Origin of the sequence: Nostoc sp. MG11, from assembly GCF_014904695.1 — a bacterium.
Lineage (GTDB): Bacteria > Cyanobacteriota > Cyanobacteriia > Cyanobacteriales > Nostocaceae > Komarekiella.
On the sequence record NZ_JACXXN010000007.1, the window covers coordinates 48701 to 75048 of the forward strand.

The window sequence follows — 26348 nt, forward strand, 5'->3', positions numbered from 1 at the left end:
GACAATACATTTGTGAAATTGGATTTATAGCAATGGTCACTCAGCTACCATCTTCCAGCCAAAAAGCCATTGTCTACCCCGAAAGCGATGGACAGCCAATGGCAGAAAATACAAAACAGTTTGAGTTGATTGTGCTGATTAAAAAGAACTTGGATCTTTTATTTGCTGATGACCCTAATGTATTCGTTGCCGGCGATTTATTTTGGTATCCTGTTCAGGGGGATAACGTCACACGCAGAGCGCCTGATGTCATGGTAGTCTTTGGCAGACCAAAAGCAGACCGAGGTTCTTATCTACAATGGCAAGAAGATAATATTCCCCCGCAAGTGGTGTTTGAAATTCTCTCTCCTAGCAATAGTGCTAAAGAGATGATTGCTAAATACAAATTTTACGAACGTTATGGGGTAGAAGAATATTACTTATACGATCCAGAGACAGATGAGTTAAGTGGTTGGTTACGTTCTGGTAGTGAACTAGCTGAAATTCCTCAAATGACTGGTTGGGTAAGTTCCCGTCTTGGTATACGCTTTGAATTGTCAGATAGCGAACTTCAGATTTATCGTCCTGATGGGCAGCGATTTCTGACATATATAGAACTAGCGCAACAACGGGAACAAGCGCAAGCTCAAGCTGAACAAGAACGCCAACGAGCTGAACAAGAACGCCAACGAGCTGAACAAGAACGCCAACGAGCTGAACAAGCAGAAAGTGAACTTGAAGCACTCCGCGCTTTACTTAAAGAACGGGGAATTAATCCAGAGCAATTGTGACCGAATTTAATTTACAAGTTGAAGAAAATAACAAACGCCTTGATCGCTATCTTTCACAAGAATTACCAGACTTATCGCGTTCCCGCATCCAACAGTTAATTGAACAGGGTAACGTCCAAATTAACGGCAAAGTCTGCACATCTAAAAAGATTAATGTCAAAATAGGCGATCGCATCACTCTCGAAATACCAGAAGCGCAACCCTTAGAACTGCAAGCAGAAGATATTCCTTTAGATATTCTCTACGAAGACGACCAATTACTCATTCTTAACAAACCCGCAGGCTTAGTCGTGCATCCCGCACCTGGTCATCCAGACGGTACTCTAGTAAACGCCTTATTGGCACACTGCCCCAACTTACCAGGAATTGGGGGAATCCAACGTCCAGGAATTGTCCATCGACTGGATAAGGATACAACGGGGGCGATCGCGATCGCTAAAACAGATATTGCCTATCAAAGCCTACAAGCACAACTCCAAGCCAAAACCGCCCGGCGAGAATACTTAGGCGTGGTTTACGGTGCGCCAAAAACTGAAAGTGGTAGTATAGACCTGCCCATCGGTCGCCATCCACAAGACCGCAAAAAAATGGCTATTATACCCATTGAACAAGGCGGACGATCTGCCGTTACTCATTGGCGAGTACTAGAACGCTTGGGTAATTACACATTAATCCACTTCCAATTAGAAACTGGACGTACTCATCAAATTCGCGTCCACAGTGCCAAAATCGGTCATCCAATTGTCGGCGACCCAGTTTATAGTTCTGGTCATTCAGTGGGGGTAAATTTGCCCGGTCAAGCACTGCACGCTTGGCGTCTAAAGTTGCAACATCCCCTATCTGCGGAGTCGATTGAGGTGACAGCTCCCCCTCCTAGAACATTTACAAAGCTCTTGGAGGTATTACAAAAACGAATTACACTGTCAAACTAAGCTGTTGCACAAATAAATTTGCGGTAGTCCTACCCTAAACTACAGAACGCTCCGCGTGCGTAGCCTGCTTCTCCGTAGGAGTATACAGAATTTGGAGAATAGCTGCTGAGGCGTCTATGCGACTGGTCATTTGTATTTACAAATGATAAAGAACAAATGACAGTGATGTTCGCTAAACAATTAGCGTGCATCAGACATGGGATAGAGTCTGTTTCACTAGTTATACCTAAATGAAACTCCTGCATAACCCAGGACTTATGCACGCTATAAGATAATTGAAAGCGTTAACTAGCCAGATGCAGACGAAAAATCGTTACTTAACGCCTGCCAGTTGTCTGTAAGGTACAGACTTTTCGATATCAATGTTGTATGGCGAAATCCGTTGTGGAGGATTGCCAGTTGCATTGATATCTTGTGCCATACCCAGGAATAGAGATGGATCGCCAGCCTTGGGCTTTTGGTCTTGTGGGGTGTATCTCCGTACTTCTACTTGCCAAATGATTTGTGGGAAGCCCAGTTTGGCACGGTGGTAAGCATCGTATCGTGGAGACTTGATGTTGAAAGGTAACTCACCTTCAGCACGGGATGGCAATACTCGACGCCGCTGATAGGGAACTGTAGAGTAGCCAAAGTTGCTCAGGTACTCTTCAGTGTTGAGCAATTCATCAACAAAGCCTCTAATACCCTTGGTAGCGACTACAATTGACCAGGCAATTTTTTCCCGTTCGTTGTAAACGTCGCGACCGAGAACCTTCTGCACGCAATGTTCAACAAAGCGGTAGTTGCTGTTGAGGTCGTAGAAGCTTTTCTTAAAGGTATTGGAAAGCAGTAAACCACGAATAAAGTCTCGTACTGTAATCTGTCCATTACGGAGTTGAGACTCTAGGAATGCTTCGCGATCGGCTGCAAAGGCATGGAAAAAAATCTGACGATATGCAGCTTCAATCAGATTACCTAGATCTGACGGAGAAAGTAGATTGTCTGTAGAGAAAACCCTGGGCTGTTCATCACCCGGTACTTCATATGCCGCTACACGCTGGTTTTGACTTGAAGGGTCATATGTTAATAGAGGAAGTGGCACTCTAAAGCCTCCATGTTCTTAATTAAAATTAACAACTTTAAATCACATATTAAGGGAGTAGTTGTATCAGAACCTCAGAATTCTGATTAAATTTCACGAAACTTAACCAAGGGTAAGTTTTCGTAGTAGTAGCGGTTAGTTTAGGGGATTTAGTCCATAGCCTAGTAGTAAAATAACTGTGGCTACTCAGAAAAAAAAGCAAGTTTATACACGCTGATTTTGAGATAAAGCTAAGTAATTTAATAAAGGAATCAACGGTCAAACTTATCTAATTGCTAAATTCTCACTGAAGATAACAATAAATTTAGTAATTAACAATTAGATAGTTTATCATTAAAAGCTTTATCCATTTTCAGATTAAGAGATTCAGTTTCACTTTTTTGAACTCAAGCAATAATCTTTAACATTGGGGATTCGGGACTGGGGACTGGGGATTTCTCCCCCTGCTCCCCGCCCCCTGCCCTTTTCCTCTTATTGACCTATCCAAAATTCCAGAGGATCTATGGTTGAGTTACAGTAAGGCCAGTTACGCAAAGTTGCTTCCATCCCTGGCTCCCAGTTAGGCGGTTCCAATCCCAGTCCTAAGCATAGGTGAGATAAAATTCTGACAAACTGCTGGTTATGACCGGAGTCTCCTGCATGAGCATGGGCGTATTCATGGGCAACGATACCTAGCCAGTCTATAGGTGCAATTCGCCCAACGTCTACCAGAATGGTAATTGGGGTTGTGAATATGTTGCACAACCCGTCTATACCAAAGGATTGAGATATGGGTACTGCAAAAATTTGGATGTGAGGACGATCTTGGGGATGAAAGCAATCATGACAAGCTTCAAGACAGATCTTAAGCTGAGCATTAATAGCGTCAATGTTATCGCCGATCCAAGTGCAAATAGGGATGCGATCGCGCAGATTATTGACCACATCCACCATACCCGGTTGTAGGGCAAGTTCCTGTACCAGACGCAGGTACTCTAGACCACGAGTAAAGGCATCAGTCTGCTTCAGATAATTCACCAGCCCAAAACTGAATAAAACTGTCTTGCTTCCATAACATCCGGTGTTTGTCTGGAGGTTGCTTCTTCTGGATTGGAATCCTCTGAAGAGGTTTCAACGCGAGCTTCAGTACAAAAAGATGCTGTGCTGAAACCACCAAACCGTTTCACTGTACTGGTTCGCAGTCGGAGATTTGGGCTAGCAAACCAAAACCGCTCAATGGAACTCATTGTTTCATATTCGGTTGTCAGCACTAGCCCATCTTGATCATCCATGTGATATTGACCGACTACAGGCACAATTTCTGCGTAACCTCTCTCTCGGAGTAATCTACCTTGCCTGGGGTTATCAATATCAGGGACGATCGCAAATATAGTTTTACCCTCGTGGTTTTCATCATTATCTCTATCCCAAGCCATTGTACCCAGCCAACGCACGCGCGAACCACCTACTGACAGACTGGGGTCAATCTGATGATACTGGCATAGTTCAATGATTTCTGGGTGATCCTCAGCCAGAGTTTCTACCTGAATGTCCGATTCTCCCGTCTCTGAGCGCTTGAAGGCAAGGTGATGAGTCGCTCGTTGCGATTGCCACCTGCCTGCACTTAGCTTAAAAAATTCCATCGCGTCCATCAATCTTCTGACTCCTACTTATTACTCCTGCGGATGATGTTTTACAGATTTTTTCTTTTTAAAGTTATTGGTATATAAACATTCTAAACATTACAGCGATTAGCGGTTAGCTTTCAAGAAGCCTCCCGACAAAGGGATTAAATCGGTATGTTGCTTACAATTGTAAACTTTTATGGTGGTAATCGCTCATAGCTTGACAAATTAGACAGTTTAATACCCTGTGATAAACTAGTAGAAATACTGTCTGCACAAACAGTACTAACCAAATACCCTTCGATCTTCTGAATCAGAGGAGTGAATCATGGATTTTCCAATCGAACTGACTTTAGAGCAACAGTTCCGTTTACAAAACTTAAAAGACCAAGTAAAAGATTTGAGTCGAGAAGAGGCTCAAGAATTCTTGCTAGAAGTTTTACGGCAGATGATGGTAAAAGACAATTTGGTCAAGCATTTAATTAAACAAGCTTGACACTTAGCTATTTAGTACATTTGTTCTATATAGTAAGGTATTTTGCCTACAACGAAGTTAACCATTGCAAGTGCCTGTCCACTACTACATACATAAAGAGTTGATGATTTTCACGCTTTAATTCAAACTTGATTTGAGTGCCAAATCTCATAGTGTCCTAAATAACATCAGCCTGAGTGAAAGTGGTAAAACTCACCCAGGCTGATGTTATTTATTAACCACAAAGGGGAGTGGGGTAAGCCAGAGGAGAATGTGGAAGCGACTGACGTGCTGAGTGGGAAATATTACAGATTATTACTTTCTCTCTCATAGAAAAGACGAGAGTACTATTAATCCCCTATGTTTTTCTTGGCTGCTCGCAATTATTTCGAGAACACGCCAAAAATAATATCCACCATTTGTGAATATCAAGGGGAACTCAATGGTTCTTGATGCTTTTTCCAGAGCTGTAATTACAGCAGATGCAAAAACTGCTCCTATCGGTGGTGCTGATTTGGCAGCCCTCAAGTCTTTCATTGCTGATGGCAACAAACGCCTTGACGCTGTGAATGCGATCGCTAGCAACGCTAGCTGTGCTGTTTCTGATGCTATTGCTGGTATCGCTTGTGAAAACACAGGTTTGCTACAAGCTGGTGGTAACTTGTACCCCACTCGCCGGATGGCTGCTTGCCTGCGTGATGCTGAAATCGTCCTGCGCTATGTAACCTATGCGCTGTTGGCTGGTGATTCCTCAGTATTAGATGATCGCGCTCTGAATGGCCTCAAAGAAACCTATTCAGCTTTGGGCGTGCCCACCACCTCTGCTGTACGCGCTTTTCAAATCTTGAAGTCTATCAGCGTTGCCCACATCACTAACACCAACACTGAAGCTAACGCTGGTAAAAAGTTCCGCAAACTGGAAGTTGTTCAAGGCGACTGCTCTGCTTTGGCTTCGGAAGCTGCTAGCTACTTTGATCGCGTTATTTCTGCTCTGAGCTAACAACTCATAGCTAACGGCTATTAGCCAAGCAAACTGAAATCCAAATCCGAGCAAATGCAATCAGGAGTATAAAAAGCAATGAAATCAGTTATCACCACAGTTATTACATCTGCTGATGCAGCAGGTCGTTTCCCCAGCACCTCTGACTTGGAATCCATCCAAGGTAGCATTCAGCGTGCGTCTGCTCGTCTAGAAGCTGCTGAAAAGCTAGCTTCTGGTATCGATGCCGTAGCTAAAGAAGGTTATGACGCTGCTTTCAAAAAATATCCTTACCTCAACCAAGAAGGTGAAGCTGGCGATACCCAAGCCAAGAAAGACAAGTGCCTGCGCGACATCAAGCACTACCTGCGTCTAATCAACTACAGCTTAGTTGTCGGTGGTACTGGCCCTCTAGATGAGTGGGGTATTGCAGGTGCTCGTGAAGTTTATCGCTCCTTGGGTCTGCCCACTGCTCCCTACGTTACTGCGATGACTTATACTCGCGATCGCGCTTGCTCTCCTCGCGATATGTCTCCTCAAGCATTGGTTGAATTCCGTTCTCTCCTCGACTACGTAATCAACTCCCTGTCATAGTGAGAAAGATTGACTAGACGAGCGATCGTCATACTCTAAAACTAGGGGACTCTCAGTATATTGCTTTGCCTAAATTTAAGGTAAGCGATCGACTAAGAGTCCCTCAGTTGTGTCATTAGTTATTAGTCAAGTGTCATGGGTCAAGGGTCAAAGGTGAAGGTACTAAGAAATTCATATTGGGCGCGGGTCAGATTACTGGGGTACGCTTTACTCATAAGGAAAGAGAACAAAGATGGATTTGAAAGAAACCTTGATGGCGCTTGAACAGAAGTTTTGGGAGGCTAGCTCTGCTGCAAATGTTGACTTAATTCGGGGATACCTCACTAACGATGCCCTTACTGTGGGAACTTTTGGCGTATTGAACAAAGAAACCACCATCGCGGTTAATGAGGGGCAACCACCATTCTTCTTCTGGCGCATTGTCGATGCACCTCGAATTTTACAATTGACGACAGACAGTGCTGTTGTGATCTACAAAGCTACTGCACAGCGTCAGGGACGCGAACCGTTCACAATAATGATAAGTAGTACCTATGTCAGCTGGGATGGCTCGTGGAAGCTTGCATTCCATCATCAGACACCACTCTAGGTCAAAGAAGAGAGCTTTCTTAAGCTGTGGTAAGTTTCTAGCCCCGGCAATCTGAAGATATAAAAATAAACCTATGACAATAGATTCTTTATTTGAACAATTGAAACATCCCAACCCTAATCTGCGGGAAAGGGCGATGCGGGAATTGGCTGATGTCCGCGATGAAAATACTATTTCTCGTTTGATGGGTATTTTGGATGACGATGATGTTACCTATCGGCGGGCTGCGGTAAAGGCACTGGGTGCTATTGGGCCAGATGCCGTGCCTTCACTGGTTGAGTCATTGTTAAACAGTGATAACGCGACTATTCGAGGTAGTTGTGCTAAGGCTCTGGCTCAGGTCGCTGCCAACCATCCAGAAGTTCCCTTCTCCAGTGATGGTTTACAGGGATTAAAAACAGCGCTTAATGACCCAAATCCTGTTGTTTACATTGCCTCTGTGATGGCGCTGGGCGAAATTGGTTCTCCTGCTTTTGAAATTTTGGCTGAAGCGCTGAGAACGACGGATAACGTTGCGGTGGCTGTGGCGATTGTGAATGCACTTGGTTCGATGGGTGACATTCGGGGAGTGGAAGTACTGATGGCATTAACTAATGATGAATCTGTCGATCCATATATTCGTGAGTCAGCAGTGAGTGCATTGCCGCGATTAGATCAGGTGATTAACTATTCTAAGAGAGTGAATTAGCGATCGCACTACAACAAAATGATTTAATGATGGATTAGATGAACAAGCTGGGCGTCACCTTAAAGTAATCTCCAAGTGCCTTAGCTTGTGCCTTACACTAATCGACCGCTTGCCGTTCACAACCTCAGACACCACACCACTAGACCCGATGATGCCTACTAAGTTAGCTTGGCGGGTTGTCACTGGCTAAACAGTTTGGTCAAAAGTAAGAGTCATTTCTCCATTTGCCTTTTATCGTCTTATTCCCAAATGTCTTCTTCTAAGTGCCTTTCAATTTGAGAAATCGCCAACTTGATGACTGCTTGAACTCCCGCTTCCTCTTCTTGTGTCAATGCAGCTTGCAGAGGTTCTAAGGCTGCGCGATCGCCTATTTTCATTAATGCCAAAGCCGCAGCCCTTCGAGTTTCCCAATCAGTATGATCTTTGAGCAAATCAACTAGCTGGGGAACCGCAGGACGATATTTTAGGTTACTCAAGGCAGTTGTCGCTTCGCATCGCACAGATGAAACCGGATCAGCTAGAGCATTCATCAGGATATCGAACGCTCCCGCTTCTGGATTTTCCTGAGCGATCGCTGCGATTGAACCGATCACAGCAGCACGAACTTCAGGCGAATCAGAGTCAACTTCTCGATATACATACTCTTTCGCTTCTGCACCAATAAATGCCAACGCCCATGTCGCCAGACCCTTGGAACTTTCGGGATACTCAGTTGATGCTAAAATTTTTAGCAATGCTGGTACAGCAGCTTCACCCGTCCTAGCGAGCGCTCCAACACACGAATTTTTAACAACTGTATCCTGATCATTTAAGAGGGCATTAACTAAGGTTGGAACTGCTTTTGGATCGGCAATGAGTGTCAAAGTTTTAGCGCTGGCTCTCCGTACAACTGGATTTGGGTGATTTGCCACAGCCTCCAGCAACAACGGGGTAACAGGTTTGCCAATTTTACCCAATGCCTCTGCGAAACTCAAGCGTACCATCCCCCGCGAGTCTCCCAGACTTTCAACCATCCGCTTTAGAATTTGTTGGTCATCAGGGTTGAAGGTGTTCAGGTTTAGTTGCTCACTGACAGCTTCAAGTAAAGCATCTGTCTCTGTCTGGGATAGATGTAGCGAACTTCCCTCCGATTGAGTTTCGGAGTTGAGCATGTTACTCATAGCTAAATTATCAAGATGGATTATTAGTTACTGACCATCAGGCTGGCCTGCTGATTGCGGAGTTCCTCAAGTGCAGAGTCAATCTTAGCAAGCTCAGGCTCCAGTTGCCCCATTAAGCTTACCCTCATCACCTTAGCTCGTTTTGCCGCTTCCGTAGTTTCTCTAACCAGACGTTCCCGATATTGCTCCAGTTCTTCAATGACCTCTGCCAGATCTTGAGCGGTTACATTATCGGTTGAGATGATTTCTGAAGTTTCGTCCATATCTGTTGTTTCCTGAACGCGTATCTATATAATGATTTGTTGTCAGTGTTTAACTGTCAAATGCATATATTTTGATCTTCTCAGATCGCGTTACCACTAGTAAACCTTTTTGAAGAAGTAGTCAGCAGAAGACCGCACTGACTCCTCGTGACTCCTCAAGTGGTTTCCTCTAGTGGAAAAATATCCCCCCGCAAGTAAGACTCAAAGTGTTTCTTAAAGTACTGAATACTCGTCATATTCGGTTCATCGCTTTCTGTCGGCGTGAATTCATAAATTGGGACTTTTTCCCTCACCAATTTGACCAATTGAGGATGAAGCTGCTCAAAAGAATCTACTCTAAAGATTGTTGTTTCAAATCTTAATTTAGCTGGATTGCCATATCCTAATTTCATCCAGGGCATCCAAGGACAGTCTCTTGCCCACTGAGCAGGAGGGACATCAGTAGCATCAGGTCGGCAAGTATTTGATATAAAGTATTCAACTCCCTTAAACTTTTCTCCAGGGCAATAGTCTAAGTATTTACTATCTCCTGCTAACGGATGCGGGTATTCTAAAGGAATTTCCATGACAGAGGTAATATATCCGCAACCTTTGGGGATGACAAACTTTTTTGGTTTGACTGAGCCTTGGACAATTCGATTAGCAATGTGTACTACTGGTACTGGTTGACTTGCTGTTGGTGACTGCCAAAAGTGTAGAATCTCTTGGGTTACTGGGTTACAGAATAAACCAATTTCTCTATTAATTCGATACCCGACTTCGCCATATTCAGGATCGGGCTTGATAAATACTTTCGTAGCATTCATACCAATAATAGAAAACAATTTTTCCTTTGGCTTATCTGGTGTCTCTTGCCACAAAATTTCTCCAGACCAGTTGTAATAAAGCTGTAAACCATGATTTTTTCTGTAAAAATCGAGGTTATTAAATTCGTAGTCATCTAAGTAAGCACTCATATCTGTTCCGATCATTCTCAAATGCTTGCGGTTGCAACTATCACTCAAAGCTTGAGCAGCGGATTTTATTTGGGCGTAAACTCCTACTTAACCACTAACTTGCGTTCTTTGGTATTGATTTTATCTCCTGTTAAAATTTAACGCTATTTCCCAGTCACGCCAGTTCGCTCAACGGAGGACGCCTCCGCACGCGACTGGCTCCCCAGTCCCTAGTACGATAGTAAACGTGACCTTTAAGTAACTCTCTTCAATCATTTACAAATCAATGGATAAACGTTTTTTTAAAATTTTTGGTTTAACAGAAGATCAAGCGATCGCAATTATCGATACACCATTAGAACAACTCGAAGACCCCACTGATAAATACATTGCTGTTTCACATCTGATTAATTTCCCAACTGAGCAATCAATTGCAGCTTTGGTACGTGCAATTGAAACTAGTAATCCGGCTGAATTAGATCACCGCATTGTTCGACGCAAAGCTGTAGAAAGTCTGGGGCGATTGCAGGCTGAATCAGCATTACCTGTAATTCGACAGTGCCTCAATGATGATGATATTTATACTGTTGAAAATACCGTGTGGGCAATAGGGGAAATCGGGACTAAAGATTCAGAAATCCTCGAAGAAGTGGCACAACTGCTAGATAAACCAGGTCAAATCTATCGAGTGATTATTCATACCCTGGCTAATGCTGATTATCAACCTGCTCTAGAACGTGTGCAAAAATTTACGCAAGCTGAGGACGAACCTACCCGGAGTGCAGCGATCGCCACAGTTTGTCGCTTTACGGGTGATTACTCTCAAATCACTGAAGTGATAACGCTGCTGCAAAGTCCCAACGTCAATGCACGGCGCGGTTGCATTCAAGACCTCATTGATTCGCACTACTACAAAGCCATCCCCCAAATTGCTCGTTGTCCTGTATCTCTGGTGTTCCGACTGCGAGCATTACGGATGCTTTTAGATGCAGGTGTTCCCACAGGTGAAATTACATTTGCAGAAGTTCAGCCCGATCTAGAGCAAGTGCTATACGATCATCCCAATGACATTGACATGGTACATGAGTACGACGTTACCCCTTTACTAAATTTTGTTATTGACGAACTCTACCAAACCGATTTTGGGCGGTGCTATTTAGCAACAAAAACCTTACTGGATATCTATTTGCAGGAAGCACCCCAAGCACTGCTAGCAACTTATATGGACAAAGCATATAACGATTATGGTGCTCACTATCATGTCATGAAACTTCTCGGCTGGCTGAAATATACTTCTGGCTACGATTTATTAGTGGAAAACCTGCACAACCGCGAACCCCAATTTCAAAAATCCCGTACTGCTTGTGCGATCGCTCTTGGGGAATTGGGTGATTCACGTGCAGTTACCGAACTCAAAACTTGCCTGAGTACGCCGATTTGGGATTTGAAATATGCTTGTTTATTGGCGCTAGACCGTTTAGGAGACTCATCAGGCCGGGAAACGTGTGCTACTGATGCTGACTGGTTAATTCGAGCAAAAGCGACGAGTCATAATTAGTAGGGATGGGCGTCTTGCCCGTCCTTGATTTTACACGTTTGATAATCAAGCGATCGCCTAACTGTAAAATACGTTTATCAACAGAAAAACCAGCTTTCTTGAAAACCGACAGTATTTTTTATCGCATCTTCCAAAGTCTGCCCAGCACCTTTTTTGAACTGATTAACCAACCTCCACAACTGGCCAGCGTTTACCAATTTTCCTCAGTTGAAGTCAAACAACTCGCATTCAGAATCGATGGCGTATTCCTCCCTAATACACCAGAACTACCGATTTACTTCGCCGAAGTTCAATTTCAACCAGACAAAAAAATTTATTCACGTTTGTTCACCGAAATCTTTAACTATCTTGATAAAACCGAATTAACTAATACCTGGCGTAGTGTTGTTATATTCCCTAGTAGCAGCATTGATACTGGAGATACAGAAAGATACGCAGAATTACTCAACTCACAAAGAGTAACTCGCGTCTATCTAGACGAATTAACCTCAATGGAAGCATCATCAATCGGGATTGAGACAGTTAGATTAATTGTAGAACCAGAATCAACTGCGACAGCAAAAGCTATAGAAATAGTAAACAGCGCCCGACAAGAAATTATGGATGCCGCCCAACAGCGGGAAATTATACAATTGATAGAAACGATATTAATCTACAAATTGCCGCGTTTGAGTCGGGAGGAGATGGCGAAAATGTTTGGATTAAGTGAGTTAAAGCAAACTAGATTTTACCAAGAAGTTTTTACAGAGGGGAAACAGCAAGGTAGAGAAGAAGGGAAGTTAGAAGGCAAGTTAGAAGGCAAGTTAGAAGGCAAGTTAGAAGGCAAGTTAGAAGGCAAGTTAGAAGGCAAGTTAGAAGGCAAGTTAGAAACAATACCTCGGTTGTTGGCGTTAGGGTTAAGTATTGAGCAGATAGCTCAAGCGTTAGGTTTGGACGAACAAGTTGTTAGGCAAGCTGCACAACCGAAATCATAAAATGGTGTGATGCGCGTTAGTCTGTGTTATGTAAATTTTGGTACTTAATGCAACGCTCATCCTCAATTTCGCTTCGCTTGAGCTAGGAGGAGATGGCGAAAATGTTTGGATTAAGTGAGTTAAAGCAAACTAGATTTTACCAAGAAGTTTTTACAGAAGGCAAACAGGAAGGTAAAGAAGAAGGAAAGTTAGAAGGCAAGTTAGAAGGTAAGTTAGAAACAATACCTCGGTTGTTGGCGTTAGGGTTAAGTATTGAGCAGATAGCTCAAGCGTTAGGTTTGGACGAACAAGTTGTTAGGCAAGCTGGACAACCGAAATTATAAAACCCCACCACGCTTTTAGCTGACGCCAAGATTTCCTTCACTGCTTGCGAAGAGGGGCTAAGGGTGGGGTTCTAACTATTATGGTTAATCAACCGAATATGATATTAGCCATTAAAAACGCGACTACGCCACTTATTTAACCGGGCTTCCCCAATTGTGGCAAACCGTCGAGCATCAGCAATTTGCTCTTGTAAAGAAGTAATCTGTTTTGCCTGGGCGTCAGCTTGTTGTTGCAGAGATGTATATTCGTCTGTACTTGTCACAGAACTGGAAGACTGCCAACTACTACTAAATTGTGTTGTACCGATGCTGGCAAATGGTCGTAAGTCTGCTAGTTGTTGTTGCAAAGTTGTAATTTGGCTTTCTTGCTCTTGAATTTTTTGCCGCAAGCCTTTTTCGGCTTCTGTACGAGCTGCAACAAACGTATTAACTTGGGCATCTGGCTTAGGCTTGAATAGATCAGCCAGTAATGCACTAACATCGGTGGATTTCAGCTTACCGTAAGGAGTATTAGTAATTAGCGATCGCACCAACTGAGGTTTATTATTCGATGCTAGGTTTTTGTCGCTGCTGGAATTGCTACGCACCAATTGCAGCATGTTGGTAAATTCCAATATCTTTGTGCCTGTTTGGGTTTTATAACCCCGGTAATATGGCACGATGTTTTCCCCAAAAGCATCTAAATACTCGTCGCTATCAAGGTAGGAATCAATATCTGCTTCAAAACCTTGTTCATCCAGAATGTTACTGTGATGAATAGTCTCAGAGTAGTCATCGGGAGCGCGACCTAGCAGGTGCTTAAAGTTCAACTCAATGGCGCGGTAGCGGTAAACGTTGTCAAAAAATCTGGAGCGATACAACTCCGACTTGGCAATCTGGCGGACAAACTCGCGGACGGTGATTACACCTTGCTTAAGTTGAGATTCTGGGACGGTGAGCCGCTCACTTTCCATAACGTAAGCATTGCCCAATACTTGTCGATAAACTGCTCGAATCACAATTTCGATTTCATCAGATGAAGCACCAAACCATAGTTCAATTGGTTGTGTTTTGGAAAATGTTTGATACTGGCTTTGTCTGATTTCGTCGTCTGAGAAGGTTTGCATAGTTGGGTTGGTTCGGGTAGGAGTTACTAATGGCTGAGACTTGAGGTTGAGGATATTCGCCAGAAATCTATTGACATCGGTTGTAACACCTGATGTCGCACCCAAAGGCGGCGCGATCGCTTTGGGAGTATTGGTGATTAGCGAGCGATTCAGTCCAGAGCGAGTTCCCTTAACGCTGGATTTGTCGCTGCTAGAAGCACCGCGCAGCAATTGGAACAGGTAGGTAAACCCGGCCAGATTTTTACCTGTTTGAGTTTTATAACCCCGGTAAAACGGTACTGTATCTTCACCAAATGCCGCTTTGTACTCATCACTATCAAGATAGGAGTCGATTTCAGCTGCAAAGCCGCTTTCATCCAGTAGATTAGTGTGATGTACTACCTCGGCGTGGTCATCGGGCGCACGACCAAGTAAATGCTTAAAATTAAGTTCAATGGCACGGTAGCGAGGATAATTATCAAAAAAGCGCGATCGGTAAAGTTCCGATTTAGCCACCTGACGCACAAACTCGCGGACACTAAATTCCCCCTGCTTGAGTTGCGACTCTAGGACTGTGAGTCGCTCACTTTCCATAACATAAGTATTACCTAAAACATGCCTGTATACGGCTCGAATCAAGGTTTCAAATTCTTCTTCAGAGCTACCTATCCGTTGCTGAATCGGGTCTGAGTCTTCAAACAATCCTACACCCAATTGCGAGGCGCTGCTAATCACAGGGTTGATAAAACTACTAACCATTTCAACAACCTCCTAAAAAACAATATTTTTAAAGGTAATGGAAACTAAGTATTTGTTAGCGTTTTATAGTACAAATAAGCACTAACAATTTCTTATCCCCTTTACAGTCAGGATTAAGTTATCAAGTTTTGAGGAGTTTTTTAGTTACATTTTCTAACAAAATTAGACGGCTAACAGTTAATAACTAACAGCTAATAGTACGAAAAAATTAGCAATTAGCAATTAACAATTAGCCGTTACCAACTGTTAACTTTATGTCAACTTATCTATTTATTTTCAAACACGCTCATCAAATCTAGTGTAGAAACCACCGTATTTTATCCAGTATTGTTTCAAGGTATGATGAGGCGTATGTAAACTAGCTTTTGCCTGATATAGAATGACTTGGCGATGCTCACCCATCCAAATTTTATTAACTGGGTCAACAGATATTACTGATCCTCCTAAAGAAGCAACACATTCAGAAAATCTTTCAATTGTCGTATATTCTAATGTCTCGAATATAAAAAAGTTACCGGAACAAATCAAGTGGCGACTGCGAATCCAGCAACGCATCTTTTTTTCAGCCTGTGGAGGCAACATTTTGGTTTCAATAGCCTCAAGCTGAATTAACATAATGCGCTCACCGCATGTAATTCATCGGCAAAACTTTCTTGCTTTTCAAACTGCAAAGGGCCAGCCTTTGAACCCCATATTTGCTCGTGGGTTTCAACATCCATACCTTTATCTAGACTTGTCCAAGTATGCTCGGTTATTTCGACATCGCTGATTAAATATGTTTGATGACCATTGCGAGGAATCAGACATTGATTTCCTGGCTCCACGCTACCCCGAAACATTTCACCCTCTCGCACAAAAACCATCGAACAGTGATCACGCCGTTCAATGCTATCTGGGGTAATAGTTCTGAGAATATCTAATTCACGAGCTGCGCCTGCATAAAGCACAGGGTCTTTTAAACCGTAGTTTTCGATATAAATGCGATCGCCCAAATCTACTAATCTATGTACTCCCTGGCGATAAGGTGTCCATAAATCGTAGTCATATACTTGCTCAGAATAAAAACCAATGGCAGAAAAAAAATCAAATGATAAAGGACGAAAAAAAATGTGGATGTGAGCGTAAAGTTGAGGATTTACAAAAGATTGCTTGTGGTTGCTAAAATCTCCTGCCATCCAACAAGCTAAGGTGAGCAAATCGCTAGCGTTGGTGCTAGAACCACTAGGCGCTATCGTCATATTCAACCTCAGGAGCAACAAGACAAAACTAAATGATTCTTTTATGTTTTAACTCAAGATTATTAACTAGCTTGACTCGACAAAGAACGAATCTCTGAAGAGAATGAAGCTGTAGTTACCCCTTTACCGTCACTGGTTTTAATCATCGCTACCCGAAATCTGAGATTCGGGTTAGCAAACCAAATTCGTTCTTCAGCCGCCGCGTGGTCATACTCTGTTAGCAGGGTAAAAATACCGTCGTCACTTAGGTGATATTTGCTCACTGCTGGGATTGTTTCCGCGTAACCCTTGTCTCGCAAGAGTTTACCTCTAGAGGGATTTTCTAGATCGGGAATTGGTACTAACACAGTACTACCAGAAAGCGGTTTGTCGTCCCAGTCTGACTCTCCCTCCCAAGTCATCCGAAAGGGGTGGGTGATACTTGCAGGGTCAACGTCGTACAATTTACAAATTTCTAAAACCTCCGGTTCTTCGACGGTAAGAGCCTCAATGTCAATCGTAGAAAGCACTTCTTCAAAGTGAGCAAATGCTAAATGATGACCGCTACGCTGCGATCGCCATTGCCCAATTGACTGTTCAAAGAATTCGGTAATTTTCATTACAAAAGTGATCTGAAAAAGTAGCTTACAATCCAAGAGATATCTTGGCTAAAGAATTATTCTCCCAGTCTATATGGTAGTCCCCTTGCTCACAACCGCAACTATGTTTAGGGGGGCGTAAATGCGGAGGACACCGTTTGTAACGTAACCACTACGACCTAGTGCGATTTTAGAAAAAAAAGGTCAGAATTGCCGCTATTTTAATACGGTTGGGATAAGCACTCCAACTATATTGTGGTCTGGGAAAAGGGTAAGGGGGAATTCAAATATTTCCCCCTTCAGAGACTCCGCCAACGTCTTGGTCTGGTAGAGAAGACCGCGCGCTGGTTCATCTTTTCCTGTTTCTTGTTAACAGAACCGTATTGGCTGCTGTTTGATCAGCTATTCTGACTTTTTTATCTGTACTCAGATAAATTTAAGCAACTTCAGTGATGCTGACGATTTTGCCGCCTGTCCTATGAATATTTTGCACTTGTTGAGACAGCTGGTTATAGTCAACCACATATTTTATATTGCCTAAGCGAGTACGGGGGCCAGAAGCACCTTTGATCACCTTAATCAAGAAGCGTTTGCTGGTAGTGCTTGCACCACCAGCAGCGGGAGCTTTGATAGATGTGGGTAAATTTGCACCGACATCACTAATCAGCTTAGCTTTGCGATCGCTATCACTACTAGCCGCTCCTCTCAATAAGGTAAAAGTGCGGTTAAAGCTGACATTCTTCAGCCCTGTTTGGCTGCTAGTGCTGCGAGCATAGGGAACTATACTATCGCCAAAACTTTGCTGATACTCTTCGCTATCAATATAAGACTCGATTTCAGCATCGTAGCCCTGTTCATTGTAGATGCGGACGTGTTCAGCAATTTCTGACTGATCAGCAGGAGGACGCCCTAGCAGGTGTTTGAAGTTCAGTTCAATGAACCGATTTTGGGAAGAAGAATTAAAAAACAGAGATTGATAAAGTTCTGATTTAGCAACAGCGTTGACAAATTCGCGTACCGTGATTTTGCGATCGCGCAATAATGATTCAGCACTTACTAGGCGCTGACTTTCCATTAAATACCCATTACCCAAAACCTGTTTATAAACTGTCCGAATCAGCGTTTGTAATTCATCTTCGGTGATATTCGGACGCAGTTCTACCCTAGGTGAATCAATAGCCCAAAGTGACATTGAAGTATCTCCTGAAAAACGTGTGAATTAAATAAATTTACGAGCATTCCACTTTATGGGTGGATTTTCGTGTCAGTTATCAGTTGTTTTTGCTACTGACCAGCCTTTTGTTAAACGCTAATCTACTAAAGTGCGTTAAATATCCGTACAACTCACCTAGTAGCGCATCCATGCTAATTGGTGCAAAGATTAAATGTATTTTTCTTGGTGTCTTATTGTCTTGGTGGTTGAAAAATTGACTTTTGAACCACCAAGGGAGGGCAGCCATATGGGTAAAGAGAAGCTTGTAGCTTCCCATGTACGTTTTTCCCAAACTAAGGATTATCTAGTTAACAGGAGTAATACTGGCAATCACGCCACCCTGTTTGTGAATCCGCTGATACTCTTCTGAAAGTTGATTGTAGGGCACGAACAAAACCTGGTTACTGCGGCGAAACTTGGAGATCCGATTTACCGCATTTGCTTTGTAGCCAGTAACTTCAACCCGATATACCTTACCATCGTCACCTGCTCCCACACCTTGACGAGTGCGAGGAGTAAATGCTGGATTGCGGAATGTAGACCCATCGCTAGCTGGTGAAACCACGGGGGTAGGCGTACCTTGAATTACTAAGCTGTTCAATTTCGGCTGTTTGCCAGCTAAGTCACCTTTGAGGCTGCTGCTAGAAGCACTACGTACCAGTTGGAATAAGTGGGTAAACTGAACTAAACTTTGGATGGCTTCTGTTTTGTAGCCCCGAATATAAGGTACGGTATTTTCCCCAAAGATTTCTTGGTACTCGTCGCTGTTTATATAGGAATCAATATCAGCTTCAAAGCCTTTGGCATCTAGAATAGTGCTGTGAGCGCGGGTTTCTTCTAGATCTAATGGAGCACGTCCTAGAAGATGTCTGAAATTCAACTCGATCGCTCGATAGCGAGGGGAACTATCAAAAAAACGTGAACGGTAAAGTTCCGACTTAGCGACTTGACGCACAAACTCGCGGATGCTTATCTCACCCCGTTTGAGTTGAGATTCAGGAACCGAGAGGCGCTCACTCTCCAACACATAAGCATTGCCTAAAACTTGTCTGTAGACTGCTCGTATTACGATTTCAACCTCTTCTTCAGAGCGGCCTGGCCACAGCTCAATGGGATCGGTATCTTCAAAAAGAGCGACCCCCAATCGTGATGCTGATCCGAACGCCATTCAAACTATCTCCCAATTAACAACAAAATTTTATGAGAATAATTTCAGTAGATGTCAAAAAAATTTACATCATTCTGACGAAGAAAGGCCATAAAGCCTTTAAATTTTTCTAATCTTGATGATTTGAGTTTTTAAATCTATGCTCTTACACATTCTGATACGATGCTGAAGTTATATTTGTTAATAATTGTTAAGTTAAATGATCCTTTATAAGAATTTCAGCTTTTTTTTAGTATTGGAATAGTAATCGCGTTACAGGCGATGGTAAGGTTAATAACCGCCCAAGTGCAACTGGGAGCATCAACAGAAGGTGAGTTCGATAGACCTCTTGCTGCCTTGAACAAAAGTTCAGTTCAACGAAGTCAGAAGTCAGAGGGAAGACGGAAGTTTGATACTTGCATAAGTCGTTATGTCACTGAGATTATTGGAAAGCCGCCAATTGAGTAATTAAATGGTCAAAATAGGGAGCAAGAACTTCTTGCTGATTGGGTTCGCATCGTTTCAAACTTGCTGCTTTGATGCTTTTTAAACCTAAAACCATTGCATCTAAAGGAATTTGTAATTCTTGATAGAGCAAGTTCATATAGTGTAGTCCTGTAGAACTGGTATACCTGGTATGGCTACCTGCTATGCCATAGGTAATACAGCGGAGAAAATGCCAGAAGTCTCGCCAGCAAGCTTGGGCGCGTTCAGGAGGATAAAGACCTCCTCCAGGTTGGACAATTTCGGGATAACTCGTCAAAACTCTTTCTCTGGCTTCATCAACAATTTCGGCTATGCGATCGCCTAAAAACTGAGCAACAGGAATCAACGCCGAATTATCCGGTGACAAGTGTTGAATCTGCATTAAATCTTCGTCGTTGAGATAGCGACCTGCATCGTCCGCAGATTGGAATATAGCGATCGCAGCTTTTGGATGAGACCGTTCCCACTCAGCAAAGCTGACAATTCTAGCTTTAGCTATTAATTCTTTAACAGTTTCGCTTAATTGAGTCATAGGAATGGGGAATGGGGGAGAATAATGACTCTTGACTTTTGACCAAATACTTAATCTATCCTCCTTGAATCTTCCCAAATGCGATCGCCTTTTTTTGACATCTGTAAAATAAAGTTAAAGAATGACCCTATCAAATGCTCGTATGGAAATCCATCAAATAAAAGCTGAACTGAAGAATCCAGATTTTCAGTACCGCTTGAAGGCGATCGCCGCCCTCAAGGATTATGAATCAGAAGTTGCAGTTCCTCTGTTAACTAGTAAACTTCAAGACTCAGAATTTCTGGTACGTTCCTTTGTGGCAAGAGGTCTGGGTAGCCAACAATCAGCAGAATCTTTTGCCGCCTTGATGCAAATCATGAAGTTTGACGATACTCCTAACGTGCGAGCTGAGGCAGCAAATTCTTTATCGCTATTTGGCAGAGTAGCAGTTTCTCATCTAGTTCTGGCATTTTATCAAGATGACCACTGGCTAGTGCGGCGCAGCATTTTGGCAGCCATAGCCGAAATGGATTGTCCTGAAGAACTATTTGATATCTGCGTTCAAGGTTTAAAAGATGAAGATTTCACAGTTCAAGAATCATCTGTTGATGCACTCGGCTTACTAGCTAATTCAAATCAACATGCTGCGGCGTTATCCCAATTGCTGATGTTGGTGAATAATCAATCTTGGCGGATGCGCGTACGAGTAGCCTATGCTCTCAAACGATTTGACCAACCGCAAGCAAAAGCAGCCTTAGAGCAACTTAGACAAGATGCAGATCATCGAGTTGTTGGAGCTACTTTAGAAGACTTGTCGTCACAATAAAGGGCTAGATTTGAGGATTTATTTGACGTTAGAAAACTCAGGTGAGTCCTAGCAAACACATTTTCAATATCAAAAATTTACCAAAAAAATATAAATCTTGACAGAAATATCTGGATAGTCTTCCAAAAGCTGGAAGAAAAGATCAACTTTTTCGAGATCAGGAGACATTTGTGACTGATATCCCCTCTGGACAAATGACTTGGCGGCCACCAGGCTCCTCAGAATGTGCCTTACATTTGCGGCATAATGCTTCGGAACCTTGGCGATCGTATAAAGATTTTCCCCAATATGTTGTACCTGATCCGCCCGGTTTTTCTGAAGGATACGCGACATTTTTAGCACTCCTCAAACAAAACTGGCAATCTTTGTAAACTCACTACAGTGCAACTGGTCAACTACTCAAACTTTCACGGGTTGTTCTGCGAGTGTAGGCGTTCCAAACATCGAGTTCTGAAGGTGGAAGGCTGTGAAGCATAGCTTTAGCTGCGTCCGTGAGTCCTTGCACAAGAGTAAAATCTGCTCCAGCGATACTCTGAAGATGCTCCATCGCTGCATCACTCAAGTCGGCTGCTCGCAGATCCGTACCCCGCAGATCAGATCCATTCAATCTAGCATTCCGCAAGCAAGCACCTGTCAAATAGGCTTTACTCAAATCAGCACCGCTCAAAGCCGCACCTTGTAAATTAGCTCCTGTCAAGTCAGCACCACTCAGGTAGGCTCCACGCAGATTAGCTCCTTGCAAATCTGCATCTCGTAAAGAAGCTGTATTGAGAAAAGCACCATTCAGATTAGCACCAGGCCCCACTGCTCCAGAAGCTTTGTAGTTAAAATCTTGGGGCCATTTCGTTTGTGTATCATAACGTGCTACTTGCAATTTAGCTGCCTCTAAGTTTGCGCCACTGAAATTTGCTTGCTCAAGGTCAGCACGGTTCAAATAAGCTCCCTGCAAATTAGCTCCACTTAGATCGGCTCCCCGTAGGTTAGCTCCTCGCAGATCCGCCCCACTCAGATTGGCATCACTTAATACTGCTTCGCTAAGGTCAGCTCCTAATAGCTTGGCTTTACTTAAGTTAGCTTGTCGTAAATCGGCTCCTCTTAAATTGAATTGATATAAATCTATTTGTTCTAGAGCAAGTCCGGTTTTGAAGGCTGATAAAATTTCTGGAGTTAGATTAGGGCGTTCGGCTGAGCCATTGCCGTAAGCATCGCTTGTAATATTTTGAATTTCACTATTTGTCATCTGATTAAAATAAGACTTTTGAAGTATTCTACACTTTAGAGCGAGAGATGAAATTTAATCGCAATTAAAGCAGCGCTATTCCTACTAAAAGCTAAGAGTTAGGAGTTGTGAGTTAACAATTTGTTTCCTATACTCCTCACTAAAGAATCCTGACTTTTAAAAAACGAGGTTTAAGAAAATATGTATCTAATACCACCCTTAACCATGAATGACTTCTTCCGCAAAAGTGAAGGGACATGGTTTACGGAACGCTCTGTTCATCACTTTGACTCGGCTGCGGATGAGTCGGGAGAGTCGAATTTAACAATTATAGTTATGGAAAAGGATGATCCGAGAGTCCAAGAAGTCTGCACAGCGCAAGGGATAGACCCTACAAAAGCAACGGGGGGTGCTAGCTTTTCATGGCAGGCTAACCTAGACGTAAGGCTGTTGAATACTGATAATGCTGCGATTTTGGTTGATGTTCCTGACGACAAAACAAATCGTTCTGGAAAACTAATTCGCAATCAAGGCTATGTTGAGAGCATTCCAGTTGTGAGTCGGTATCGGTTTGCTGATGATGGAGTGTTGACTATTGATACTGACTATGAAAATAACCAAGGTCAAGAGCGTTGTTGGTTTGTTACGGATGATTTTCGAGTCAGGGTTAGTACCGTACGGATGATGAACGGAGTCAACTTAATGACTTATTGCTCTGAACGCCGCTGTGTTTCCCAAGAAGTGCTGGAGCAAATGATCAGCCGGAATCATGCGAGATGTTAGTGGGAGGAAGGGAGCAGAGGGGCAGTGCTTCGACTTCCTTCCCTACGGGAGGCTGCGCCAACGGCTTCTCTACGAGAGGGGTACGCTCAGGACAAGTCGCTCAGCAACCGGGGCAGGAGGAGAATAAATACTGACTCTTGACCCTTGACCCTTGACCCTTGACAAATGATGAATAACAAATGACGAATGACAAATGACCATTACGGAATGTTGCTTTGTTTCTAAGAAATGAGACTTGCATGATACACATCCCTTATTTTCTATCGAAGGGTTAACAAGTCATGCTCCATGTATAAACCTTTCCTGGAATTTTTGGAAAAAGAGCTATTTGGGCGGTTTGATTTACAAAGTAGGGCGATTGAGCCTGGTTTGGAATTCAAAGTTAGCGATCGCGGCAGAAATCCAGCAACTATTCGCAGTTGGTGTTACCAATGTCCAGAGTTGCGTAAAATTCGCTACACCTACATTGATGCAGGGGAAAGTGCCCAAATTTTTAACAGCGTAATTTATCCCAGCCATCAATACGATTTACCGCTATTAGGAATTGATTTTTTATCTTTTGGTAAAGTTAAAAACTTGATTGTGCTTGATTTCCAGCCTTTATTTCAGGATGAAGATTATCAAAGAAAATACATAGTCCCGCTGAAATCTCTGCATGATAAATACCCAGATCTAGCACAAAACTTAGAAATGAAGTTTTACGATGCCAATCAGTATTTTTCTAAGTATTTACTGTTTGCCAAGACAGATCCGGAAACAGTGGCGACGCGAGTCTTTGCAGCTTTTCAGGATTATTTAAATTTGTACTGGCAAATGCTAGCAGATGCCCAAGCGCTTCAAGATCCAGAGGATATCCAGCAGATTATTAAAGCTCAAAAAGACTACGACCAATATAGTGCAGACCGTGATCCGGCATCTGGTCTATTTAGCAGTTATTTTGGTCATGAATGGGCTGAGCGCTTCCTCCATGAATTTTTATTTGAAGACGCTGTTCCTCTAGCAGTTAGTGCTGGTAAAAGATAACCGCAGAGGCTGAGGGGTGAAGAGGCTCAGAGGTAAGGAGAAAGAAGAAAAGACCGCTTTACCTAACTTTAGATTTTACACTTCATACTTCATACTTCAGATGACACTTTATCAGCCATTTCTCGACTATGCAATTTCCTACATGCGATCGCGCTTGGATTTGCAACCCTATCCCATCCCCACTGGATTTGAGTCCAAGAGCGCTACTGTTGGCAAAGGAAAGAATCAGGAAGAAGTTGTCACCACTAGTTACGCCTTTCAAACTGCAAAATTGCGGCAAATTCGAGCAGCTCACGTACAGGGTGGGAATTCGCTACAAGTACTCAATTTTGTAATTTTTCCACGTCTCAACTACGACCTACCTTTTTTCGGTGCGGATTTGGTGACGTTGCCAGGAGGACACCTAATCGCCCTAGATATGCAACCCCTATTTCGGGATGATCCAGCATATCAAGCAAAGTATACCAACCCAATCTTGTCCATTTTTCACACCCACCAACAGCATTTAACCTGGGGAGGGGATTTTCCCGAAGAAGCACGACCCTTTTTCTCTCCCGCTTTCCTTTGGACTCGCCCCCAAGAAACTGCTGTAGTAGAAACTCGCGTCTTTGCTGCTTTCCAGGACTATCTGAAAGCTTACCTAGATTTCGTAGAGCAGGCAGAACCCATAACTGATGCTCAAAATTTGGCAACCATTGAGCAAGCGCAACTGCGTTATCTACGGTATCGATCTGAAAAAGACCCCGCACGAGGCATGTTCAAACGCTTTTATGGAGCTGAATGGACAGAGGAATATATTCACGGGTTTTTATTTGACTTAGAGAGAAAACTGACAACCGTCTAGTGAGCAGGAGACAGGAGACAAGAGTCATTAATTATTCTCTTCCTATTCCCCATTTCTCATTCCCGCCTTCTACCTTTGGGCTGACTTTATTGACTGCTCCGGGTACTTAAGTGTCATTTTAGACACAATGTTCTCATGGTTACAGAGAAAAAATTAAGTTTTGTAAAGGAAATTAAAAAGTATCACAATAATTTGTAATAAACAATGACACGGCAGCATTGTATAAAGATTACTTGGAAGGAAAAAACAACATCTTAATCAGGTTTTCCAGTCGCTCATATAAATTTGAAGTTTTGTAAAAAAAAATTTAATTAGAAACGCTGGAAACCTTAAACTTATACCTTGGGATGTCTGTTGTTGGTCTTTTCCAAATGGCTCAGACAGTCTGACATCAAACTTACTCAACTGAAGCCTTCAGTTTTGAACAAAACAGTTGTTAACTAAGCAAACTAGGAGATTGAAGCAATGTTAGATGCATTTGCAAAAGTAGTTTCTCAAGCTGATGCACGTGGTGAATACCTCAGCGCCGCTCAGTTGGATGCTCTGACCGCTATTGTTCGTGACGGCAACAAGCGTGCGGATACCGTTAACCGGATTACCAGCAACTCCTCTGCAATTGTTGCCAATGCGGCTCGCGCTCTGTTTGCTGAACAACCCCAGTTGATTGCTCCTGGTGGTAATGCTTACACCAACCGCCGGATGGCAGCTTGCTTGCGGGATATGGAAATCATCCTACGCTATGTTACCTATGCAATCTTCGCAGGTGATGCAAGTGTATTGGATGATCGTTGTCTGAACGGTCTGCGCGAAACCTACTTGGCTCTAGGAACTCCTGGCGCTTCTGTAGCAGTTGGCGTGCAAAAAATGAAGGAAGCTGCTCTAGCTATTGCTGGCGATCCTAACGGTATCACCAGAGGCGATTGTAGTGCTCTAATGTCTGAAGTTGCTAGTTACTTTGACCGCGCAGCATCAGCAGTAGGCTAAACCCAATCACCGCTATTAGCTATTAACTGACAATTGTCAGTTGGACAAAACAAATTTCAACAAGATTGTAAAAAGGGAGATACCAAACCCATGAAAACGCCTCTTACCGAAGCAGTCGCAGCCGCAGATTCTCAAGGTCGCTTTCTATCCAGCACAGAGCTTCAAGTTGCTTTTGGTCGTTTCCGCCAAGCTCCAGCTAGCATGGAAGCAGCAAAAAGCTTGACCGCTAATGCTCAACGTTTGGCTGAAGGTGCAGCTCAAGCGGTGTACAACAAGTTCCCCTACACCACCCAACAGCAAGGCCCTAACTTCGCTTCTACCAACACTGGTAAAGCTAAGTGCGTACGTGACATCGGCTATTACCTGCGGATAGTTACCTATTCCTTAGTTGTAGGTGGCACAGGCCCATTGGATGATTTCTTGGTTTCAGGCTTGGCTGAAATCAACCGCACCTTTGACCTGTCTCCTAGCTGGTACGTTGAAGCCCTGAAGTACATCAAGGCTAACCACGGTCTAAGTGGTGATCCAGCGGTAGAAGCAAATTCTTACATCGACTACGCAATTAACGCTCTAAGCTAGAGAGTGTACTTAGCCCGGAAAGGGAAACAAGCTCTGTTAGCAATTAGCTAGGAGTTGGTTTGCCTTTCTGGGCAGTTTTATTTTCAGAAGAAAGACTGTTAAAAGACTAGAAAAAAATTTCTAAAAAGTTTTCGGTTTTGCAGTTAAA

At 43.2% G+C, this 26348-nt stretch carries 31 protein-coding genes and 1 pseudogene; 17 read left to right on the forward strand and 15 right to left on the reverse strand.

Annotated features, from left to right (window positions below; all coding sequences use genetic code 11):
• Window positions 1-32: 32 nt before the first annotated feature.
• A complete protein-coding gene (locus HCR01_RS12830; protein WP_193196566.1) occupies window positions 33-770 on the forward strand; it encodes a Uma2 family endonuclease in 738 nt (245 codons plus the stop codon).
• Window positions 767-1702, forward strand: coding sequence for an RluA family pseudouridine synthase (locus tag HCR01_RS12835; RefSeq protein ID WP_413773944.1), 936 nt, complete (start codon window positions 767-769; stop codon window positions 1700-1702). The genes HCR01_RS12830 and HCR01_RS12835 overlap by 4 nt, the downstream gene beginning before the upstream one ends.
• Before the next feature lie 313 nt (window positions 1703-2015).
• Here HCR01_RS12835 and HCR01_RS12840 read toward each other — a convergent pair whose 3' ends face one another.
• The 3 genes from HCR01_RS12840 to HCR01_RS12850 all read right to left on the reverse strand — a co-directional run bounded on the left by HCR01_RS12840 (window position 2016) and on the right by HCR01_RS12850 (window position 4414).
• Entirely contained in the window at window positions 2016-2783 is a 768-nt protein-coding gene (locus tag HCR01_RS12840) for a phycobilisome rod-core linker polypeptide (protein WP_193196567.1), read from the reverse strand.
• Window positions 2784-3254: 471 nt separating this feature from the next.
• On the reverse strand, window positions 3255-3800 hold the full coding sequence (locus HCR01_RS12845; RefSeq protein ID WP_193196568.1) for a hypothetical protein: 546 nt from the start codon (window positions 3798-3800) through the stop codon (window positions 3255-3257).
• On the reverse strand, window positions 3797-4414 hold the full coding sequence (locus HCR01_RS12850; RefSeq protein ID WP_193196569.1) for a phycobiliprotein lyase: 618 nt from the start codon (window positions 4412-4414) through the stop codon (window positions 3797-3799). The genes HCR01_RS12845 and HCR01_RS12850 overlap by 4 nt, the downstream gene beginning before the upstream one ends.
• 301 nt (window positions 4415-4715) lie before the next feature.
• On the opposite strand from HCR01_RS12850, the gene HCR01_RS12855 reads away from it, so the two are divergent.
• The 5 genes from HCR01_RS12855 to HCR01_RS12875 all read left to right on the forward strand — a co-directional run bounded on the left by HCR01_RS12855 (window position 4716) and on the right by HCR01_RS12875 (window position 7712).
• On the forward strand, window positions 4716-4883 hold the full coding sequence (locus tag HCR01_RS12855; RefSeq protein ID WP_191761285.1) for an NblA/ycf18 family protein: 168 nt from the start codon (window positions 4716-4718) through the stop codon (window positions 4881-4883).
• Window positions 4884-5304: 421 nt separating this feature from the next.
• Entirely contained in the window at window positions 5305-5862 is a 558-nt protein-coding gene (locus HCR01_RS12860) for a bleomycin hydrolase (protein WP_191761284.1), read from the forward strand.
• A gap of 78 nt (window positions 5863-5940) precedes the next feature.
• The gene (locus HCR01_RS12865; protein ID WP_193196570.1) at window positions 5941-6435 is read left to right on the forward strand and encodes a bleomycin hydrolase; all 495 of its coding nucleotides are present in this window, start codon (window positions 5941-5943) and stop codon (window positions 6433-6435) included.
• Between the two features lie 253 nt (window positions 6436-6688).
• On the forward strand, window positions 6689-7024 hold the full coding sequence (locus tag HCR01_RS12870; RefSeq protein ID WP_226889300.1) for a nuclear transport factor 2 family protein: 336 nt from the start codon (window positions 6689-6691) through the stop codon (window positions 7022-7024).
• A 73-nt stretch (window positions 7025-7097) separates the two neighbouring features.
• Entirely contained in the window at window positions 7098-7712 is a 615-nt protein-coding gene (locus HCR01_RS12875; RefSeq protein ID WP_193196572.1) for a HEAT repeat domain-containing protein, read from the forward strand.
• A 34-nt stretch (window positions 7713-7746) separates the two neighbouring features.
• Here HCR01_RS12875 and HCR01_RS38615 read toward each other — a convergent pair.
• The 4 genes and pseudogenes from HCR01_RS38615 to HCR01_RS12890 form a co-directional block, all read right to left on the reverse strand.
• Window positions 7747-7886: pseudogene (locus HCR01_RS38615) on the reverse strand (transcriptional regulator); the annotation flags it as partial.
• A gap of 65 nt (window positions 7887-7951) precedes the next feature.
• The gene (locus tag HCR01_RS12880; protein WP_193196573.1) at window positions 7952-8872 is read right to left on the reverse strand and encodes a HEAT repeat domain-containing protein; all 921 of its coding nucleotides are present in this window, start codon (window positions 8870-8872) and stop codon (window positions 7952-7954) included.
• A gap of 23 nt (window positions 8873-8895) precedes the next feature.
• The gene (locus tag HCR01_RS12885) at window positions 8896-9135 is read right to left on the reverse strand and encodes a hypothetical protein (protein WP_193196574.1); all 240 of its coding nucleotides are present in this window, start codon (window positions 9133-9135) and stop codon (window positions 8896-8898) included.
• Between the two features lie 155 nt (window positions 9136-9290).
• On the reverse strand, window positions 9291-10106 hold the full coding sequence (locus HCR01_RS12890; RefSeq protein WP_226889301.1) for a DUF1838 family protein: 816 nt from the start codon (window positions 10104-10106) through the stop codon (window positions 9291-9293).
• 250 nt (window positions 10107-10356) lie between these two features.
• Between HCR01_RS12890 and HCR01_RS12895 the strand changes: the two genes are divergently transcribed.
• The 3 genes from HCR01_RS12895 (at window position 10357) to HCR01_RS12905 (ending at window position 12925) form a co-directional block, all read left to right on the forward strand.
• On the forward strand, window positions 10357-11628 hold the full coding sequence (locus HCR01_RS12895) for a HEAT repeat domain-containing protein (RefSeq protein WP_193196575.1): 1272 nt from the start codon (window positions 10357-10359) through the stop codon (window positions 11626-11628).
• A 98-nt stretch (window positions 11629-11726) separates the two neighbouring features.
• A complete protein-coding gene (locus HCR01_RS12900) occupies window positions 11727-12602 on the forward strand; it encodes an Rpn family recombination-promoting nuclease/putative transposase (protein ID WP_193196748.1) in 876 nt (291 codons plus the stop codon).
• 92 nt (window positions 12603-12694) lie between these two features.
• The gene (locus HCR01_RS12905; protein WP_264299903.1) at window positions 12695-12925 is read left to right on the forward strand and encodes an Rpn family recombination-promoting nuclease/putative transposase; all 231 of its coding nucleotides are present in this window, start codon (window positions 12695-12697) and stop codon (window positions 12923-12925) included.
• 104 nt (window positions 12926-13029) lie between these two features.
• On the opposite strand, the gene HCR01_RS38620 is transcribed toward HCR01_RS12905, so the two are convergent.
• The 7 genes from HCR01_RS38620 to HCR01_RS12945 all read right to left on the reverse strand — a co-directional run bounded on the left by HCR01_RS38620 (window position 13030) and on the right by HCR01_RS12945 (window position 19963).
• Window positions 13030-14769: a phycobilisome rod-core linker polypeptide gene (locus HCR01_RS38620; protein WP_226889302.1), complete on the reverse strand. Its 1740-nt coding sequence runs from the start codon at window positions 14767-14769 to the stop codon at window positions 13030-13032.
• A 276-nt stretch (window positions 14770-15045) separates the two neighbouring features.
• Window positions 15046-15384 (reverse strand): CpeR family transcriptional regulator, encoded by a 339-nt coding sequence (locus HCR01_RS12920; RefSeq protein WP_193196576.1) that lies wholly within the window; start codon window positions 15382-15384, stop codon window positions 15046-15048.
• The gene (locus HCR01_RS12925; RefSeq protein ID WP_193196577.1) at window positions 15378-16007 is read right to left on the reverse strand and encodes a chromophore lyase CpcT/CpeT; all 630 of its coding nucleotides are present in this window, start codon (window positions 16005-16007) and stop codon (window positions 15378-15380) included. The genes HCR01_RS12920 and HCR01_RS12925 overlap by 7 nt, the downstream gene beginning before the upstream one ends.
• Window positions 16008-16069: 62 nt before the next feature.
• Window positions 16070-16606 (reverse strand): phycobiliprotein lyase, encoded by a 537-nt coding sequence (locus tag HCR01_RS12930; protein ID WP_193196578.1) that lies wholly within the window; start codon window positions 16604-16606, stop codon window positions 16070-16072.
• 415 nt (window positions 16607-17021) lie between these two features.
• A complete protein-coding gene (locus HCR01_RS12935; protein WP_193196579.1) occupies window positions 17022-17777 on the reverse strand; it encodes a phycobilisome rod-core linker polypeptide in 756 nt (251 codons plus the stop codon).
• 325 nt (window positions 17778-18102) lie between these two features.
• The gene (locus HCR01_RS12940) at window positions 18103-18966 is read right to left on the reverse strand and encodes a phycobilisome linker polypeptide (protein WP_193196580.1); all 864 of its coding nucleotides are present in this window, start codon (window positions 18964-18966) and stop codon (window positions 18103-18105) included.
• A gap of 421 nt (window positions 18967-19387) precedes the next feature.
• Window positions 19388-19963 carry a phycobilisome protein gene (locus HCR01_RS12945; protein ID WP_193196581.1) on the reverse strand — a complete coding sequence of 192 codons (576 nt, stop codon included), beginning with the start codon at window positions 19961-19963 and terminating at the stop codon, window positions 19388-19390.
• A gap of 121 nt (window positions 19964-20084) precedes the next feature.
• On the opposite strand from HCR01_RS12945, the gene HCR01_RS12950 reads away from it, so the two are divergent.
• Together HCR01_RS12950 and HCR01_RS12955 are read left to right on the forward strand one after the other, a co-directional pair.
• Window positions 20085-20768, forward strand: a complete 684-nt coding sequence (locus HCR01_RS12950; protein ID WP_226889303.1) for a HEAT repeat domain-containing protein — start codon at window positions 20085-20087, stop codon at window positions 20766-20768.
• Window positions 20769-20938: 170 nt separating this feature from the next.
• On the forward strand, window positions 20939-21139 hold the full coding sequence (locus tag HCR01_RS12955; RefSeq protein ID WP_162396180.1) for a hypothetical protein: 201 nt from the start codon (window positions 20939-20941) through the stop codon (window positions 21137-21139).
• A gap of 20 nt (window positions 21140-21159) precedes the next feature.
• On the opposite strand, the gene HCR01_RS12960 is transcribed toward HCR01_RS12955, so the two are convergent.
• Window positions 21160-22008 carry a pentapeptide repeat-containing protein gene (locus HCR01_RS12960; protein WP_193196582.1) on the reverse strand — a complete coding sequence of 283 codons (849 nt, stop codon included), beginning with the start codon at window positions 22006-22008 and terminating at the stop codon, window positions 21160-21162.
• Between the two features lie 180 nt (window positions 22009-22188).
• Here HCR01_RS12960 and HCR01_RS12965 point away from each other — a divergent pair, with 180 nt between their 5' ends.
• From HCR01_RS12965 to cpcA, 5 genes are all read left to right on the forward strand, one after another.
• Window positions 22189-22770: a phycobiliprotein lyase gene (locus HCR01_RS12965; RefSeq protein ID WP_193196583.1), complete on the forward strand. Its 582-nt coding sequence runs from the start codon at window positions 22189-22191 to the stop codon at window positions 22768-22770.
• 288 nt (window positions 22771-23058) lie between these two features.
• Window positions 23059-23793 carry a 15,16-dihydrobiliverdin:ferredoxin oxidoreductase gene (locus tag HCR01_RS12970; protein ID WP_193196584.1) on the forward strand — a complete coding sequence of 245 codons (735 nt, stop codon included), beginning with the start codon at window positions 23059-23061 and terminating at the stop codon, window positions 23791-23793.
• A 100-nt stretch (window positions 23794-23893) separates the two neighbouring features.
• Entirely contained in the window at window positions 23894-24637 is a 744-nt protein-coding gene (locus HCR01_RS12975; RefSeq protein WP_193196751.1) for a phycoerythrobilin:ferredoxin oxidoreductase, read from the forward strand.
• 465 nt (window positions 24638-25102) lie between these two features.
• The gene (locus tag HCR01_RS12980) at window positions 25103-25621 is read left to right on the forward strand and encodes a phycocyanin subunit beta (protein ID WP_193196585.1); all 519 of its coding nucleotides are present in this window, start codon (window positions 25103-25105) and stop codon (window positions 25619-25621) included.
• 90 nt (window positions 25622-25711) lie between these two features.
• Complete coding sequence (cpcA, locus tag HCR01_RS12985) at window positions 25712-26200, forward strand: phycocyanin subunit alpha (protein ID WP_162396186.1); 489 nt, start codon at window positions 25712-25714, stop codon at window positions 26198-26200.
• Window positions 26201-26348: the final 148 nt, after the last annotated feature.